Annotated in this window: 19 protein-coding genes; 10 read left to right on the top strand and 9 right to left on the bottom strand. The window is 74.4% G+C overall.

The features are described from left to right. Both ABD296_RS45880 and ABD296_RS45875 read left to right on the top strand, forming a co-directional pair. Positions 1–804: polyprenyl synthetase family protein (locus ABD296_RS45880; protein ID WP_344283561.1), on the top strand; the 804-nt coding region annotated here is incomplete at its 5' end. Positions 805–902: 98 nt separating this feature from the next. Then, complete coding sequence (locus ABD296_RS45875) at positions 903–2,402, top strand: serine/threonine protein kinase (RefSeq protein ID WP_344283558.1); 1,500 nt, start codon at positions 903–905, stop codon at positions 2,400–2,402. On the opposite strand, the gene ABD296_RS45870 is transcribed toward ABD296_RS45875, so the two are convergent. Further along, a complete protein-coding gene (locus tag ABD296_RS45870; protein WP_344283555.1) occupies positions 2,399–2,809 on the bottom strand; it encodes a DUF6069 family protein in 411 nt (136 codons plus the stop codon). The two genes, ABD296_RS45875 and ABD296_RS45870, sit on opposite strands and share 4 nt — an antisense overlap. 130 nt (positions 2,810–2,939) lie before the next feature. On the opposite strand from ABD296_RS45870, the gene ABD296_RS45865 reads away from it, so the two are divergent. Both ABD296_RS45865 and ABD296_RS45860 read left to right on the top strand, forming a co-directional pair. Next, the gene (locus ABD296_RS45865) at positions 2,940–4,097 is read left to right on the top strand and encodes a sensor histidine kinase (RefSeq protein ID WP_344283553.1); all 1,158 of its coding nucleotides are present in this window, start codon (positions 2,940–2,942) and stop codon (positions 4,095–4,097) included. Beyond that, positions 4,085–4,768 (top strand): response regulator transcription factor, encoded by a 684-nt coding sequence (locus tag ABD296_RS45860; RefSeq protein ID WP_344283551.1) that lies wholly within the window; start codon positions 4,085–4,087, stop codon positions 4,766–4,768. The genes ABD296_RS45865 and ABD296_RS45860 overlap by 13 nt, the downstream gene beginning before the upstream one ends. Positions 4,769–4,793: 25 nt before the next feature. Here ABD296_RS45860 and ABD296_RS45855 read toward each other — a convergent pair whose 3' ends face one another. Genes ABD296_RS45855 through ABD296_RS45845 form a run of 3 tightly spaced genes read right to left on the bottom strand, consistent with a single transcriptional unit; the run spans position 4,794 to position 6,239 of the window. Then, complete coding sequence (locus ABD296_RS45855) at positions 4,794–5,225, bottom strand: DUF3995 domain-containing protein (protein WP_344283548.1); 432 nt, start codon at positions 5,223–5,225, stop codon at positions 4,794–4,796. Positions 5,226–5,271: 46 nt separating this feature from the next. Beyond that, positions 5,272–5,730 (bottom strand): hypothetical protein, encoded by a 459-nt coding sequence (locus tag ABD296_RS45850; RefSeq protein ID WP_344283545.1) that lies wholly within the window; start codon positions 5,728–5,730, stop codon positions 5,272–5,274. Next, entirely contained in the window at positions 5,727–6,239 is a 513-nt protein-coding gene (locus ABD296_RS45845) for an RNA polymerase sigma factor (protein ID WP_344283542.1), read from the bottom strand. Before ABD296_RS45845 ends, ABD296_RS45850 begins: the two co-directional genes overlap by 4 nt. A gap of 45 nt (positions 6,240–6,284) precedes the next feature. Here ABD296_RS45845 and ABD296_RS45840 point away from each other — a divergent pair, with 45 nt between their 5' ends. The 4 genes from ABD296_RS45840 to ABD296_RS45825 all read left to right on the top strand — a co-directional run bounded on the left by ABD296_RS45840 (position 6,285) and on the right by ABD296_RS45825 (position 9,021). After that, a complete protein-coding gene (locus ABD296_RS45840) occupies positions 6,285–6,506 on the top strand; it encodes a hypothetical protein (protein WP_151546928.1) in 222 nt (73 codons plus the stop codon). Positions 6,507–6,530: 24 nt separating this feature from the next. Next, complete coding sequence (locus ABD296_RS45835; RefSeq protein WP_344283537.1) at positions 6,531–7,385, top strand: oxidoreductase; 855 nt, start codon at positions 6,531–6,533, stop codon at positions 7,383–7,385. Between the two features lie 105 nt (positions 7,386–7,490). Continuing rightward, entirely contained in the window at positions 7,491–8,096 is a 606-nt protein-coding gene (locus ABD296_RS45830) for an RNA polymerase sigma factor (protein WP_344283534.1), read from the top strand. After that, on the top strand, positions 8,089–9,021 hold the full coding sequence (locus ABD296_RS45825) for a CU044_5270 family protein (protein WP_344283531.1): 933 nt from the start codon (positions 8,089–8,091) through the stop codon (positions 9,019–9,021). Before ABD296_RS45830 ends, ABD296_RS45825 begins: the two co-directional genes overlap by 8 nt. A 20-nt stretch (positions 9,022–9,041) precedes the next feature. On the opposite strand, the gene ABD296_RS45820 is transcribed toward ABD296_RS45825, so the two are convergent. The 4 genes from ABD296_RS45820 to ABD296_RS45805 all read right to left on the bottom strand — a co-directional run bounded on the left by ABD296_RS45820 (position 9,042) and on the right by ABD296_RS45805 (position 12,206). After that, a complete protein-coding gene (locus tag ABD296_RS45820) occupies positions 9,042–9,602 on the bottom strand; it encodes a pyridoxamine 5'-phosphate oxidase family protein (RefSeq protein ID WP_344283528.1) in 561 nt (186 codons plus the stop codon). 144 nt (positions 9,603–9,746) lie between these two features. After that, the gene (locus ABD296_RS45815; RefSeq protein WP_344283525.1) at positions 9,747–10,820 is read right to left on the bottom strand and encodes a right-handed parallel beta-helix repeat-containing protein; all 1,074 of its coding nucleotides are present in this window, start codon (positions 10,818–10,820) and stop codon (positions 9,747–9,749) included. A 225-nt stretch (positions 10,821–11,045) separates the two neighbouring features. After that, positions 11,046–11,183 carry a hypothetical protein gene (locus tag ABD296_RS45810; protein ID WP_344283522.1) on the bottom strand — a complete coding sequence of 46 codons (138 nt, stop codon included), beginning with the start codon at positions 11,181–11,183 and terminating at the stop codon, positions 11,046–11,048. Between the two features lie 144 nt (positions 11,184–11,327). After that, on the bottom strand, positions 11,328–12,206 hold the full coding sequence (locus ABD296_RS45805) for an alpha/beta fold hydrolase (RefSeq protein ID WP_344283519.1): 879 nt from the start codon (positions 12,204–12,206) through the stop codon (positions 11,328–11,330). Positions 12,207–12,276: 70 nt separating this feature from the next. On the opposite strand from ABD296_RS45805, the gene ABD296_RS45800 reads away from it, so the two are divergent. After that, positions 12,277–12,960 (top strand): glycerophosphodiester phosphodiesterase, encoded by a 684-nt coding sequence (locus ABD296_RS45800; RefSeq protein WP_344283516.1) that lies wholly within the window; start codon positions 12,277–12,279, stop codon positions 12,958–12,960. Between the two features lie 86 nt (positions 12,961–13,046). Here ABD296_RS45800 and ABD296_RS45795 read toward each other — a convergent pair whose 3' ends face one another. Next, a complete protein-coding gene (locus ABD296_RS45795) occupies positions 13,047–14,537 on the bottom strand; it encodes a DEAD/DEAH box helicase (protein ID WP_344283564.1) in 1,491 nt (496 codons plus the stop codon). Between the two features lie 541 nt (positions 14,538–15,078). On the opposite strand from ABD296_RS45795, the gene ABD296_RS45790 reads away from it, so the two are divergent. Continuing rightward, positions 15,079–16,085: serine/threonine-protein kinase (locus tag ABD296_RS45790; RefSeq protein ID WP_344283513.1), on the top strand; the 1,007-nt coding region annotated here is incomplete at its 3' end.

The raw sequence follows: 16,085 nt of genomic DNA, 5'->3' as shown, positions 1-16,085 counted from the left end.
GGGCCGGCCGCCGCCGCCCTGCCGGCCGCCGTCGCGGTCGAGCTGACGCACAACTTCTCGCTGCTGCACGACGACGTCATGGACGGCGACCGCACCCGCCGGCACCGGCCCACCGCGTGGACGGTGTTCGGGGTCAGCGCCGCGATCCTCGCCGGGGACGGGCTGCTCGCCGGCGCCTACGAGGCGCTCGCGGACGCGCCGTCCCCGGACCCGGCGGGCGCGGCCCGGGTGCTCAGCCGCGCGGTCCTGGAGCTGGTGGAGGGGCAGAGCGCCGACACCTCGTTCGAGGACCGCACCGACGTCACGCTCGCCGAGTGCCTGGCGATGGCGGGCGGGAAGACCGGCGCGCTGCTCGGCGGCGCGTGCGCGCTCGGCGCCCTGTACGGGGGCGGCGCCGGGCGCGCGTCCCGGTTCCGGGTGTTCGGCGAGCGGCTCGGGCTGGCGTTCCAGCTGGTGGACGACCTGCTCGGCATCTGGGGCGACCCGGCCGTCACCGGCAAGCCCGTCCACTCCGACCTGCGCAACCGGAAGAAGTCGCTGCCGGTGGTGGCGGCGCTGACGTCGGGCACGCCGGCGGGGGAGGAGCTGGCGGCGCTGTACCTGCGGCCCGGCGCGCTCGGCGGCGGCGAGCCGGCCCGCGCCGCCGCGCTGATCGAGGCGGCCGGCGGCCGGGACTGGGCGGCGGCGGAGGCGGACGCACTGGTCGCGAGCGCCCTCGCCGAGCTGGACGCCGCCGATCCCGTCCCGGCCGCCGCGGCGGAGCTGCGGGCGGTGGCGCACCTGCTCACCCACCGGGACCACTGACCCCCCTCGTCGGGTGCGAGCCGGGGCCGCACCGGGACAGCCGGACAGGCGTTGTCAACCCCCGGAAAACCCGGCGTGGCCGTCGTTATAGTGCGGGTGTGCCGGACCTCCAGTCCCTCGAACCCACCGACCCGCAACGGCTCGGCGGCTATCGGCTCACCGGGCGGCTCGGGGAGGGCGGGCAGGGCGTCGTGTACGCCGCCGTCCCCGACGGCGGCGGGGAACGCGTCGCGATCAAGCTGTTCCACGCGCAGCTGACCGGCGACCCGGGCGCGCTGGACACCTTCGCTCGCGAGCTGGAAGCCGCCAAGCAGGTCGCCCGGTTCTGCACGGCCCAGGTGCTGGACTCCGGCGCGTTCGGCACCCGCCGCTACATCGTCAGCGAGTACGTCGACGGGCCACCGCTGAGCAGTGTCGTCCGGGAGGGCGGGCCGCGGTCGGGCAGCGCGCTGGACCGGCTCGCCATCGTGACGGCGACGGCTCTGGTCGCGCTGCACGACGCCGGGGTGGTGCACCGCGACTTCAAGCCGCACAACGTGCTGCTCGCCGGGGACGGCCCGCGCGTCATCGACTTCGGCATCTCGCGGGCACTGTCGGGCGCGCAGACCGTGGTCAGCCGCGCCGTCGGCACCCCCGCGTACATGGCGCCCGAGCAGCTCCAGCCGGGGGAGCTCGGCCCGGCCGTGGACGTGTTCGCGTGGGCGTCGACCATGGTGTTCGCCGCGACGGGCCGTCCGCCGTTCGGGAACGAGTCCATCCCGATCGTGATGAACCGGATCGCGCACGAGCCGCCGTGCCTCGACGGGCTGGAGGAGCCGCTGCGCGGGCTGCTCGCCGAATGCCTCGACAAGGACCCGGCCCGCCGCCCGTCCGCGCAGAACGTGCTGGACCGGCTCGTCCGCCGCTCGCAGCAGACGGCGCCGGGCGGCATGCCCGCGCCCGGGCTCGTCCCGCCGCCCGCTTCGTTGTCGACCGGCCCGGCGTCCGGTGGGCCGGTCCAGGCCGTGCCCGCGGCGGACGCGTCGACCGTCCCGAACGAGCGGCGGCGCAACCGGCGGCGGGCGGGCGTCCTGGTGGGGGCCGGCGCCGCCGTCGTCGCGGGCGCCGCCGTGTTCGTGGTGATGCAGATGGCGGACGGCGACACGGGCGGCGGGGCGGCGAGCGCGACGCCGCAGGGATCGGCGGGCGCCGCGGCCGGTCCCGGATCGGCGGGGGAGGCGGGGCGCGCACCGGGTAGTGGCAGCGCGAGTCCGGCGAGCCCCGGCGCCAGTGCGAGCCCGAGCACGAGCGCGACGCGTTCGCGGCCGTCGGCGTCGAAGAAGCCGTCGGGCGGACCGTCCGCGCAACCGTCGTACAAGCGGGTCGAACTCGGGCCCGGCCATTTCTCGGCGTACTGCGCGAAGCTCGGCTGGGAGTGGGAGGAGTACCGGGACACGCCCACGCCGGGCGCGTACTGCGTGGCGCACAAGCGCGATCCGCAGCTGATGTCGAAGGCGCAGCTCGACGCGGGATGCCGGTGGCGGTACAACGACTCCCGCGCCAAGCACTACTTCAAGAGCAAGTCGAACTACTGCTACACGACGAAGCCCGTCACCTAGCTGCGGACGCGGGCGGCGGTGCGGCCCAGGCCCGCGATCAGGACGGCGCCGACGACCAGGTGCATCGCGGTCAGCGCGGCGTAGGTGCCCGCGCCTTCGGAGTCCATCGGGCCGGTCATCGACAGGCCGAGGACGATGCCGGCGGTGATGCCCCAGGTGCGGCCGGGGCGCTTCGCGCGGCGCTCCATGACGGCCAGCAGCCCCCAGCCGGCCAGCCCGATCAGCAGCGTGGACACCAGCACGGCGGCCGGGCCGACGTGCTGTCCGCGGGCGTGCATGCCGGCCCCGCCGATCGGGTCGGCGACCACCCAGACCAGCAGCGCGGCGGCGGCCGCGGCGAGCACGGTGAGGGCGCGCCGGACGGCGGTGCCGGCGGGGACGGGGCGGGTTCCGGTGATCTCGTTCATGCCGCCACGATCGCCGCCCGGCGGGGCGCGGCGCATCGGGCCCGCGGCTGCGCCGGGTCCGCCCGGGGGCCGGGGCACCCCCGACTTCGGTCGGTGTCGCCGCCGGCGCGTCCCGCCTTACGCTGACCCCGTGAACAGCGAGTACGCCTGCGAGGTGGACGGGCGCCCTCCGCGCATCGCCGTGGCCGTCGCCGTGGTGATCGCCGGTATGGGGGCGCTCGGCACGATGACGGTCTGGGGCCGGGCGGCGGACCACACCGCGCCGCTCCTGTTCGACATCGCGCTCGGGGTGCTGTCGTGCCTTCTGGCGCCGCTCGTGATGTGGCGTCCGGTGGCCGGGACGCTCGTGTTGAGCGTGCTGGCGGCGCTGTCCCCGGTGGCGACGCCGGCGGCCACCTTCGGCGCGTTGCACGTCGCGCAACGGCGCCGGTTCCCGGTCGCGGTCGCGGTCGGCGCCGCGGGGGTCGCGGCGCACGCGGTGCAGGGGCTGTGGCAGCCCATGTCCGGCATCTCCTACGGATGGTGGCTGGGGCTGGTGGGCCTCGCCTACGCCGCGCTGGTCGGCTGGGGCGCGCTGACGCAGGCGCGCCGCGCGCTGCTGGCGTCGCTGCGCGAGCGGGCCCGCCGCGCCGAGGCCGAGCAGGGCCGCCGCGTCGCCGAGGCGCGGATGCTGGAGCGCACCCGGATCGCCCGCGAGATGCACGACGTCCTCGCGCACCGGCTGTCGCTGCTGGCCACCTACGCGGGCGCGCTGGAGTACCGCCCGGACGCGCCGCCGGAGAAGCTCGCGCAGGCCGCCGGCGTCGTCCGCGCCGGGGTGCACCAGGCCCTCGACGAGCTCCGCGAGGTGATCAGCGTGCTGCGGGACGAGGACGGCGCCGACGACGACCGCCCGCAGCCCGTCCTCACCGACCTGCCGGACCTGGTGGCCGAGTCCCGCGACGCGGGCGGCAGCGTGCAGCTGCGGGACGCGGTGGTCGAGCCCGCCGCGCTGCCCGCCGCCGCCGGGCGCACCGCGTACCGGGTCGTGCAGGAGGGGCTGACGAACGCCCGCAAGCACGCGGCGGGCCGTCCGGTGCGGGTGGCGATCGAGGGCCGCCCCGGCACCCGGCTGGTGATCGACATCCGCAACCCGCTGCCGCCGGACGGCACCGCCCCGCTCGCCCCCGGCAGCGGGACCGGCCTGGTCGGGCTGACCGAGCGGGTGCAGCTGGCGGGCGGCCGGCTGGACCACGAGGTCACGGCCGGCGAGTTCCGGCTGCACGCCTGGTTACCATGGCCGGCGTGACGCCTTCCGGGGACGCGGGGGACCGCCCCCTGCGCGTGCTGATCGTGGACGACGACGCGCTCGTCCGCGCCGGCCTGTCGATGATGCTGGACGGCATCCACGGGATCTCGGTCGTCGGGGAGGCGGCGGACGGTGGCGAGGTGCCCGAGGCCGCCGACCGGCACGCGCCCGACGTCGTGCTGATGGATCTGCGGATGCCGCGGGTGGACGGCATCGCCGCCACCCGCGCTCTGCGCCGCCGCGACCCGGCGCCGGAGGTCATCGTCCTCACGACGTTCGACACCGACGAGAACATCCTGCACGCGCTGCGCGCCGGCGCGAGCGGGTTCCTGCTGAAGGACACCCCGCCCGCGCAGATCGTCGACGCCGTCCGCCACGTCGCGGCCGGCGACCCGATCCTGTCGCCGCGGATCACCCGCCGCCTGATGGAGCGCGCCGCGACCCAGGCCGGCGCCTACGAGCGGGCCCGCGCGGCGCTCGCCAGGCTCAGCCCGCGCGAGAACGACGTGGTCGCCGCGATCGGCGCGGGCCGCTCCAACGCCGAGATCGGCGCCGAGCTGTTCATGAGCGTGGCGACCGTCAAGGCCCACGTGTCCAGCATCTTCACCAAGCTGAGCCTGGACAACCGCACCCAGATCGCCCTGCTCGCCCACGACGCCGGCCTCGCCTGACCCGGCCTCGCCCGACCCGGGGGCGTCAGGCCAGGGCCACGCGCAGGGTCGCGGCGGTCAGCACGATGCACACCGGGGTGTAGACGGCCAGGTTGAGCTTGTAGAAGACGGAGTCTCTGCGGGCGCCGACGCCGAGGGCCCAGACGACGCCCGCGCCGGTGCGCAGGCCGAGTCCGGCGGCGACGGCGGCGGTCCCGGCCGCGGGGAGCCAGCCCGGCAGGCCGGGCAGGATCACGTGGGCCCGGGCCAGCACGGCGACCGCCCCAACCGAAAGGATCAGGACGAGCGGGGCCAGGACGCGCGGTGTGAAGGGGACGTCCGCGTTCAGCAGGCCGCGGGACAGGGCGGTCACGTCGCGTGCGGGCCAGGTGCGGCCGGTCATCCAGTACGCGTGCAGCAGCGCGTCGAGGACGAGGACCGCGGCCGTCAGGACGGCGGCCGTTTCGTAGGTTTCCATGCCTGGAAGAGGCACCGAGCCGGCCGTGGCACTCCCGTGACATGCGTCACTCCGGCGGCGTGAACCGCCTGACGAACCGGCGCAGGACGACGGGTCCGAGCAGCCGCCGCAGCGGCGGGCCCGCGATGCGCATGCCCGGGGCGCGGACCCCGGCCATGTAGGCGAAGCGGGTGGCGTCCCCGGCCGGGACGGCGGCCATGCCGAACACCAGCAGCCGGCTCTGCATCAGGCACCAGCCGGGACGCAGCACCATGTCGAACCGGCCGCGCAGGCCGGACCGGCCGCGGACCAGTGCCCGCATCCGCTCGCCCTCGCGTTCGGTGACGCGCAGGGACCGGACGTCGGGCACCAGGCCGGGGAAGCCGCGTTCCGGGTCGCCCAGCACCGTCCACACGTCCTCGAACGCGGCCGGCAGCACCGCCTCCTCCACCAGGGCGCCGGGGAACGCGGCGGCCAGCGCGCGGAGCCGGCGCACGTCGTCCAGCTCTCCGACGGGCCAGGTCACGATGGGCTCCCTTCGTCGCGCCAGCTCAGCCGGAAGCGCGCCCGCGCCCGGAACAGCCGGCTCCGGACCGTCCCGGCCGGGACCCGCAGCATCCGCGCCGCGGTCTCCTCGTCCAGTCCCTCCAGGTCGCGCAGCGTCAGCACGGCGCGGTGCTCGGGGGACAGCCGGTCGAGCACGTCGCGGACGTCGGCGGCCAGCGACGGGTCGCCGGGCGCGGGCACGTCGGCCGGCTCGGCGGGGACCGTCCGGGACGACCGTTTGGCCACCCGCACCGCTTCCCGGACGGCGATGACCCGCACCCAGCCGAAGAGCGCTTCCGGGTCGCGCAGGCCCTTCAGCTCGCGCATGACCACGATGAGCGTCTCCTGGGCGGCGTCCGGCGCGTCCTGCAGCGCGATCGGCCCGCAGAGCCGGCGCACGTACGGGGTGAGCGCCTCCAGCACCTCGTTCAGCGCCATCAGGTCACCGCGTTGCGCACGCCTCACGACGTCGGGATCCAGCGCGCTCACCGGCCTGACCTTATCCTCCAAGTCAGTCGATAGTATGTTCGAGTCGTGCATGTCCCGTTCCTGTGCCCCCGCGGCCACCGCCTCGTCCCCGGCCGTGTCATCGTCGGCTGGTCCCCGTGCGTCTGCCCGCCCTGCGGCGGCCGCGCCCGCGGGCTGCGCGGCCACCGCACCTACCTGTGCCTCGACTGCAAGGACGAGCACGTCACGACCAAGTGCTACCTCCCGCACCACGTCCCCGCCCAGGGCGCCGCCTACCGCTGGCCGTGAGACCCCGGCGGCTACGCTGTGATCATGACGGAGCGGTGGGCACTGGGCGGCGACCTGGAGGTCGCGAGGATCGGGTACGGCGCGATGAAGCTGTCCGGCTGGCCGGGCGGTCCCCGTCCCGACCGCTACACGGCCCTGACCGTGCTGCGCCGCGCCGTCGAACTCGGCGTGAACCACATCGACACCTCGCACTACTACGCGCAGGACGGCGTGGCGGCCAACGAGCTGATCCGCGAAGCGCTGTCCCCCTACCCGGACGACCTCGTCATCGTCACCAAGGTCGGCGCGCTGATCGAGGGCTCCGACATCCACCTGACCGGGCCCGAGCAGACCGGCCTCACCCCCGACGGCCTGCGCCGCGGCGTCGAGGCGAACCTCCGCTCGCTCGGCGTGGACCGCCTGGACGCGGTGAACCTGCGCATGGGCGAACTCGCGGACACCCGCACTCCCATCGCCGGGCCGTTGGAGACCCTCCTCTCCCTCCGCGACGAGGGCCTGATCCACCACATCGGCGTCTCCAACGTCTCGGCCGCCGAGTTCGCCGAGGCCCGCAAGGTCGCGCCGATCGCCTGCGTCCAGAACCTCTACAACGTCGCGCAGCGCGACGACGACCCCCTCGTGGACGCGTGCGCCGAGGCGGGCATCGCCTACGTGCCGTACTTCCCGGTCGGCGGCTTCCAGCCGCTCACCGCGGACCGCCTGAACACCGTCGCCGCCCGCCACGGGGCGACGGTCCCGCAGGTCGCCCTCGCCTGGCTGCTGGCCCGGTCCCCGAACATTCTCCTCATTCCCGGCACCGGCTCCCCGGCCCACCTGGAGGAGAACTGCGCCGCCGCCGACCTCCACCTCACCCCCGAGGACCTCGCCGACCTCGGCTGAACCGTCCGCGGGAACCCGAAGAGGGCGTCCAAGGGATAACCGGTGTAGGCACACCGTGATCCATGGGAGGCCCCCGATGACAGAGCCGTCCGCACAGCCGGTCGCGTGGTGATCGGTATCCGGGCGCGACCGGGCCCTCAGGCCGCGGCGGCGCAGGGCGACGCCGAGCTGATCCGCAGATCCCTCGCGGAACCGGACGCGTTCACCGCGGTGTACGACCGGCACGCGCCCGCGATCCACCGGTACGTCGCGCGCCGTCTCGGACCCGACACGGCCGACGACCTGATGGCCGAGACGTTCCTGATCGCCTTCCGCAAACGGCGGCGCTACGACCTGGCCCGCCCCGACGCCCGGCCCTGGCTGTACGGGATCGCGACGCGGCTCGTCGCCCGGCACCGCAAGGCCGAGACGGCCCGGTACCTGCTGCTGGAACGGCTCGGCGGCGAGACGGCCGCCGAGCCCGTCGACAGCGAGGCGCGGGTGAGCGCGCAGGCGCTGCGCGGCCCGCTCGCCCGGGCGCTCGCCGACCTGCCCAAGGCCTACCGGGAGCCGCTGCTCCTGGTGGCCTGGGCCGACCTGAGCTACGAGGAGGTGGCCGCGGCATTGGAGATCCCCGTGGGCACCGTCCGGTCCCGGCTGTCGCGCGGCCGAGCCCGGCTCCGCGCGGCGCTCGGCGGCCCCGACCCCACCGAGGAGGACATCGATGGATGAGATGGCGATGCTGCGCGAGGCCGGGCCCGACGTCCCGCCGCCCACCGACGCCGCGCTGCGCACGGGCCGCGACCGGCTCACCGCCGCCGCGCGTCCCGCCCGCCCGCGGTGGCGCCTCCCGAAGCCGGCCGCCATGGGCCTCCTCGCCGGAACCGCCGCACTGGCCGCCGCCGTCGCGATCACGGTGGCGCAGGTGGTGGCGCCGGAGGGCCACGGGGCGGGGACGATCGCCGCAGCGGAGGTGCTGCGCGACGCCGCGGCGACCGCCCGCAGTGCGCCGCCGATCAGGACGGGCGCGTACAGCTACACGAGGGAGCTGGTCGTCCACCCCGGGGTGGACGACAGACAGTGCAAGGAGACCTGGCTCCGGCGGGACGGCTCGGTCGTGGCCTCCGGCACGGGCGCGGAGCCGCCCGGCGGCCGCTGCGATCCCAAGGACCCGGCGCACTGGGCTCCGACCCTCGAACCCGGCCACGACGACCGGCGCCCGCACGCCGACGTCCGCACCCTGCCGACCGACCCGTCCGCGCTCCGCGAGCGGCTGTACTCCGACGCCGCCCACGGCAGGGGCCAGAACCGGGACAACACGGGGCCGCGCGACCAGCTCGTCTTCGAGCGCATCGGCCGCCTGCTGCGCATGACGATCCCGCCCGAGCTGCGGGCCGCGCTGTTCCAGACGCTCGCGACGATCCCCGGCGTCGACGCCGTCCGCGGCGAGAAGGACGCGCTCGGACGGCCGGGGATCGCGTTGGCCCGGTCCTTCGGCGACGCGGCGAGCCCGGTCCGCGTGGAGATCATCCTGGCCCCCGGTTCCTACCGCTACCTCGGCACGAAGGTGGTGCAGGACATGGGGGAGGGCCTTCAGACCGACCTCACGGCCCTACTGGCCACGGCCGCCGTCACCGAACCCTTCCACCGCCCGTGAGACGCCCCGTCCGGGCGGGGTCACGCGTCCTCAGGAAGCGGCGGCAGCGGCAGGGGAAGCCCCGGCAGCCCGTCGATGCTGGTCGCGACGTGCTCCTTCTTGTGGAAGTACGCGTCGAGCGAATCGTCGGTCTCGCGCGCGAACCGCGACCCGTGCAGCGGCCGGTCACCCTCGTAGCTCATGAACGGCACGGCGTACCCGCAGGTGTCGCGGATCTTCTCCGCGGTCACCACGATGATCGCCCGCAGCCCGTGCGAGGTGACATCGATGTCCGGGAAATGGCGCATCAGCTCGCCCCACCGCGGATCGTCCCGGAACACCGGCTCGCCCCGCCCGTGCACCCGCACGATGTTCGGCGGCCCGTCGAACGCGCACCACATCAACGTGATCCGGCCGTTCTCCCGCAGATGGGCGATCGTCTCGGCGTTGCTCCCCGCGAAATCCAGGTACGCCACCGTCCGCTCGTCGAGCACCGCGAACGACCCGGTCAGCCCCTTCGGCGAAAGGTTGACGGTCCCGTCCCCGTCCAACGGCGCCGTAGCGGTGAAGAAGACCCGCTGCGCCTCAATGAACTCCCGCAACCGACCCTCAATACCCTCATAACTCTTCCCCATCCCCCGAGTATGACCGCCCGTCGGTCCGTTCCCCAGTGGCCCCTCAGGGGTGCGGCCGCACCGGTCGGGGGTGGCCGGTGCGGCCGGTTGTGGTGCGGGTGGTCGGTCAGGTCAGCAGAGGCCGGCCGGGTTCGAGGTGCTGCAGAGGTTGCGGCGGAATCGGTTGGTCTTGCTGCCGCTGTTGTCGACCAGGTCGAACGGTGCGTTGCCGCGGACGACGTTGAACTGGACGAGGTTGTGGTGGGCGGGCCGGTTCAGCGGCGGCGTCCCGCGGAAGAGCACGATGCCGCCGGAGTACGGCAGCTTCCCCCGGTTGCCCTTGACGACGTTCTTATCGACGACGTTGTGGTCGCCGCCGAAGAACAGGACGCCGGTGCCGCCGAGCGGCGGGACCTCCTCGTGCGCGGCGCACGTCCGGTTGTTCTTCGAGACGTTGTTCTTCCACAGCTTGGTGTTGCCCTGGCCGCCCTTCTGGCTGTCGTCGACGAGGGCGACGCCGACGCAGTTGCCGATGAGGGAGTTGTCCCATGCCTTGACGTTGCGGGCGTGCCGGACGAGCAGGCCGATGGCGTTTCCGGTGGCCCGGTTGCCGGTGACGACCGTCCCATGCGCGTTGGCGATGTCCCCGACATAGAAGCCGGCCTCGTCGCCGTTGTCGACGGCCCAGTCGTGGGCGAACCGTCCGCGGGTCGAATTGAATTCCGAGATTCCGTACTCGCCGTTGTTCGCGGCCAGGACGTGTTCGACGGTGAGGCGGTCGGTGAAGTGGCCGAAGACCCCGTTCTTCGCGAATTTGCGCACGGTCAGGTTCTTGATCGTGACGCCCTTGACGGGGTGGCCGGCGCGGCCGACGACGCAGATGCCGGTGCCGGCCCACTGGACGGCGGCGCAGTGGTCTTTGCCGCCGGGCCGCAGCACGGTCTTGTCGCCGGCCCCGCGGATGGTGAGGCGCTTCTTGACGAGGACGCCCCCGTCATAGGTGCCGCGGAGGAGCCGGACGGTGTCGCCGGGCCTGGCCCGGTCGACGGCCGCCTGGATCGAGTGTCCCGGACGCACCACATGAGTGCGGGGCCGGTGCCCGGACGCGCTGCCGTCCTGCGCCATTGCCTGGCCCGCGGATGCGAAGGGGGCGAGCCCGGCCAGCACGGCGACGACGCCGGCCGAACCCGCGGTAGTCCATCTCATTCTATTTTTCTCCGTTTCTGGCTGATCTGCACGCCGCGATGCGTTCCGCGGCTCCGGCTCCGCGGCGTTGCGCTCGCGGGAACCGCGCTGATCATTCCGTCAGGCCGGAGGAACAAACATGGGAAGGACCTTCGTGTGTTCGGCCGAATTTGCCGCCGCTTTTGTCATTGCCGGGTTTTCGCAGCCGCTCGACTGGGGCGCCAATCGGGCATTACGGCTAAACGGCTAATTCCGGACGGTCTCGAGGAAGGCGCGGGAGGCGGCGGGGGTGAGGGCTTTCTCCTCGAGGAGTTCCCGGATCCCGCGCAGCTGCTGCCCGAGGCTGCGCGCGTTGATGTTCGGGGCTCGGTAGTCGACCGGCATGCCTCCAAGCGTTGGAGCCGGCCGGTTCCGGTGCGGGTTTTCCCGGTCGCCGTCCGTGACGACCCATACCCCCGGACGGTTGTGCTGGCCCGCCAGTCGATGATCAGCTCACCGGGGCCGCCTGCTGGGGCGGTCCGGGCGAGATCATTTCAGCGTGTGCTCGGACTGGTTCCAGAAGTCGGTGAGGGCGGTGGCGGTCGTCTCCGGCGCGTCCCACGCGGGGGAGTGCGCCGCGCTCGGGATCACGACCTTCGCCGCGTTGAGCCGTTCCGCCATCTCCGCCTGGGCGTGCGGCGCCCACACGTCGTCGTCCTCGCCGTACAGGACGAGCGTGCGCAGGCCCGTGTCGCCGCAGTGCTTGGCCAGCTCGTCGACGCGGTCGGGGGCGGAGAGGATCTCGCGGGACATGCCGATCAGCCCGGCCTCGGAGTTGCCCAGCGTCCGGTCCTTGAGGAACTCCAGGATCTCGGCCTGGACGCCGCCCGCGACGTAGTCCGGCTCCATGCCGACGCTCCAGATCGCGGCCATGCCCAGCTCGGGGATCGCGTCCTTCAGCGCCCGCGCCTTGTCGGCGGCATGGCCGGTGACGGCGGACGGCCCCGAGCTCATCAGGGTCAGCGACGCCGGGCGCACCGGGTCGGCCAGCACCGCCTCCCGCGCCACCAGGCCGCCGAACGAGTGCCCGACCAGGTGCACCGGATCGGGGCCGAGCGCCTCCAGCAGCGCGGCGACGTCGTCGCCGAGCGCCGCGCGGCCGTAGGCGTCCGGATCGTCCGGGCCCGGCGTCTGGTGCTGGCCGCGCATGTCGATCGCCAGCACCCGGCGGCCGGACGCGGCGAGCGTCTGGAGCACCGCGAGGAAGTCCTCCTTGCTGCCGGTGAGGCCCGGCACGAGGAGGGCGGGACAGCGCTCGGGCACCCGCGACCCCGGGAGCGCCTCCAGCGCGGCGAACGGGCCGCGCGAGGTCTCGACGGTCGTCCGGCTCACGCCGGGGGGCAGGGTCAGGAACCGGGGCGTACTCACGGAGTGCAACCATACTAAACGGGCATCCGCCGGCCACCGGCGCGAAACCGCGCGGTGATAGCGTCGCAGCGTGCGAGCGAAGCCGGCGATCTCGGCGCATCGGCGGGACGAGGCGGGCCTGGCGGGCCTGCGTGACGCGGTCGACTCCGGGGCCGAGTACGTGGAGATCGACGTCCGGCGCACCGGGGACGGGCGGCTCGTCGTCCACCACGACCGGGAGATCGGCGGCCTGCCGCTGGCACGGCTGTCTTACCGGCGGGCGAAGGAACTGTCACCCCGGCCGCTGCCGCTGGTGGACGAGGCGATGGACGTCATCGCCTCCCGCGCGCAAGGTCACCTGGACCTCAAGGAGCGCGGCTGCGAGCACGAGACCGTCGCGCTGGCGATGGAGGCGTTCGGGCCCGGCCGGTTCGTCGTGACGACCCGCGAGGTGTCCTCGCTGGTCCAGATCAAGAAGCGCTTCCCGCAGGCCAGGACGGCCCTGTCGGTGGGCCGCAACCTGTGGGAGCCGGGCGTCGCGCGCGACTTCATGCCGCTGCGGCTGATCCGCCGGGCCGGCGCCGACATGGTGGCGCTGAACCACCGGCTCGCCCGCGTCGGCGTGCTGCGCCAGTGCGGGCGCGCCGGGATCCCCGCCATGATCTGGACGGTCAACGCCCAGCCGCTGATGCGCCGGTTCCTCGGCGACCCCCGCGTCGCGGTCCTGGTCACCGACCACCCCGGCACGGCCCTCAGCATGCGCGACGCGCACTGACGACCGGGGAGAGCGCTGAGGACCCCCGGAAAGCACTGACGACCGCGAGAGCACGGGCGGGCCGTGTCTCGCGGTCGGCGTGGTCGTCAGGCGCTCTGCGGCGCCTCGGTGGTGTCGGCGGCGGGCTTGCCGGCGCGGGTGCGGCGCCGGGGCCGGCTCCGCTTGCGCTCGGTGGCCACGGCGTCGGCCACGGTGCCGGCGCCCTCGCCCGGGGCGTCGCCGGTCTCGGCCGCCTGGCCGGCCGAGACGCCCTCGACCGGCTTGCCGCCGCGGGTGCGGGTCCGGGCCCGGTTGCGGCGGCGCGGGCGCGGAGGCTCGCGGTCGTCGTCCCGGTCGCGGTCGCGGCCCCGCGTGTTGCTGCGGGTCTTGCCGGTCTCGCCGATGTCCTCCAGCTCCTCGGCGTCCAGCCCGGCCCGCTCGTGGCGGTGCTCCTTGGGCAGGGTGCCCTTCGTGCCCTCGGGGATGCCGAGCGCCGCGAAGAAGTGCGGGGAGGTGGAGTAGGTCTCCTCCAGGGCCGCGAACGGCAGGTCGAGCGTGCCGTTGATCAGCTTCCAGCGGGTGAGGTCGGACCAGTCGACGAACGTGACGGCGACGCCCTCCTTGCCCGCGCGGCCGGTGCGGCCGATGCGGTGCACGTAGGTGTCGGCGCTGTCGGGGCACTCGTAGTTGACCACGTGGGTGACGTCGTCGACGTCGAGCCCGCGGGCCGCCACGTCGGTGGCCACCAGCATGCCGATCTTGCCGTTGCGGAACGCGCGCAGCGCCCGCTCCCGCTGGCTCTGCCCGAGGTCGCCGTGCACGGCCGCGGCGTCGAAGCCGCGCTGGACCAGGTCGGCGGCGACCCGGTCGCAGGCCCGCTTGGTCTGGCAGAAGATCATCGTCAGCCCGCGGCCCTCGGCCTGCAGCAGCCGCGCCAGCATCTCCGGCTTGTCCATCTGGTGGGCCTGGAAGACGTGCTGGACGACCTGCGGCGTCGCGTCGGACTCCGCGTGCGACTCGGCCCGCACGTTCGTGGGCCGGGTCAGGTAGCGGCGCGACAGCGCGACGATCTCGCCCGGCATGGTCGCCGAGAACATCATCGTCTGCCGCTGCGCGGGGATCCGGTCGATGATCCGCTCGATGTCGGGCAGGAACCCGAGGTCGAGCATGCGGTCGGCCTCGTCCAGCACCAGGATGGCGACGTGCGACAGGTCCAGGTGCTTCTGCTTGACCAGGTCGAGCAGCCGGCCCGGGGTGCCGACGACGACGTCCACGCCCTCGCGCAGCGCGTCGATCTGCGGTTCGTAGGCCCGGCCGCCGTACACCGACAGCACGCGGGTGCCGAGCTTGCCGCCGGCGACCAGCAGGTCGTCGGTGACCTGGAGGGCCAGCTCGCGGGTCGGCGCGACGACGAGCGCCTGCGGCTTCTTGCCGCCGTGCTCGATGCGCTGCAGCAGCGCGGCGCCGAACGCCAGCGTCTTGCCGGTGCCCGTGCGGGCCTGGCCGATGATGTCGTGGCCGCCCAGCGCGATCGGCAGGGCGAGCTCCTGGATGGGGAACGCTTCGACGATGCCCTCGGCCTGCAGGGCATCTGCTATCTCGGGTACGACCCCGAGTTCACGAAAGGTAGTCAGGGCTTTCAGCCTCCAATATGCGGGGTCCTCGCTCCCCGGTGCGGCGCGGCTCGTCGCCCGCGTCGGCCGGATGCCGGCGGGCGGGCCCGTCAGGGGCGCCGTCGATCGAGGTCACAGGGGCCGCCGGCAGGGCTTCGCCGTCCTGGCGCGCCCGCCGATCGCTTCCTGTGGCCGCGCGCTCGCGCGGGAGGGACCAGCCGTTGATCAAAATGTCTCGGCGACCGCAGTCAGGGGTTGAAAGCAGTCACTCGCTGTGGCTGCGTGCGGTCACACTCCGCCACGCAGTGTACCGACCGTCGGTTGCATACACCAATAGCCGATCACATGACCTAACGTTTCCGCGTTTTCGTCTATTCCCTCCCCGCTCGCCAGCGCCGATCCGCGGCCTGGAACGCGCCCGGACGGACCGGCGCCGGGCGGCCCGGGGGCGGCCACATCCGGTCAGTGCGGGCCGCGGACGATCACCGGTTGCCCGGGCGCCGCGCCGTGCCGCACATTGATGGGCATGATCGAACCGTCCGGGGCCGTGCCGTCCGGCGCCGAACCGTCCGAGGCCGAGCCGCCGTCCGCTGAGCCGCCGTCCGTTGAGCCGCCGTCCGAGGCCGGGACGCCGCCTTGGCGTGTCGAGGGCTTCACCGAGGTGCGGGAGCTCGGCGCGGGCGCGCAGGGCCGGGTCGTGCTGGCGCGGCACGCCACCGCGGGCGCGCCGGTGGCGATCAAGTACCTGGTCCGCCGGGACGGGGACGAGGAGGCGATCGAGCGGCTGCGCGCCGAGGCGGTGATGCTCGGGCGCGTGGACGACCCGCACGTCGTCCGGCTCTACCGGTTCGTCAGCGCCGAGCGCGGCGCGGCGCTCGTGATGGAGGCGGTGGACGGGGTCCCGCTCAAGCGGATCCTGGCCGAGCACGGGGCGCTGGAGCCTGAGGCGGCGCTCACCGTGCTGAAGGGGTCCCTGCGCGGGCTCGCCGCCGCCCACGCGGCGGGCGTGGTGCACCGCGACTACAAGCCCGCCAACGTCGTCGTCCGGGCGGACGGGCTGAGCAAGCTGATCGACTTCGGGATCGCGACCGCCGCCGGGGACGGCGCCGGGTCCGGGACGCCCGCCTACATGGCTCCGGAGCAGTGGGAGCGGCGGCCCGCCTCGCCGGCCACCGACGTGTACGCAGCGACCTGCGTGTTCTTCGAGTGCGTCACCGGCGCCCGGCCGTTCTCCGGGGACCTGGCGGCGCTGCGGGCCGGCCATCTGCGCGGCGCCGTCCCGGCGGTACGCGTCCCGGAGGGGCTGCGCGACCTGGTCGCCGGCGGGATGGCCAAGTCCCCGGACGACCGGCCGCCCGGTGCCGCCGCGTTCGCCGCGGAACTGGAGGCGGGCGCCGCCACGGCGTACGGGCCCGGCTGGGAGGGGCGGGGCGTGCGCGCCCTGGCGGGTGCGGCCGTGGCCTTCGCGGCCGCGTTCCCGCTGGCCGCCGCCGGACTGGTCCCAGCAGCGGCGGCGGGCGGCGCGCCGGCGGC

Origin of the sequence: Actinomadura napierensis, from assembly GCF_039529375.1 — a bacterium.
GTDB lineage: Bacteria > Actinomycetota > Actinomycetes > Streptosporangiales > Streptosporangiaceae > Spirillospora > Spirillospora napierensis.
Note: the sequence above shows the minus strand (reverse complement) of the source record. Positions and strands in the feature narration are given on the sequence as shown.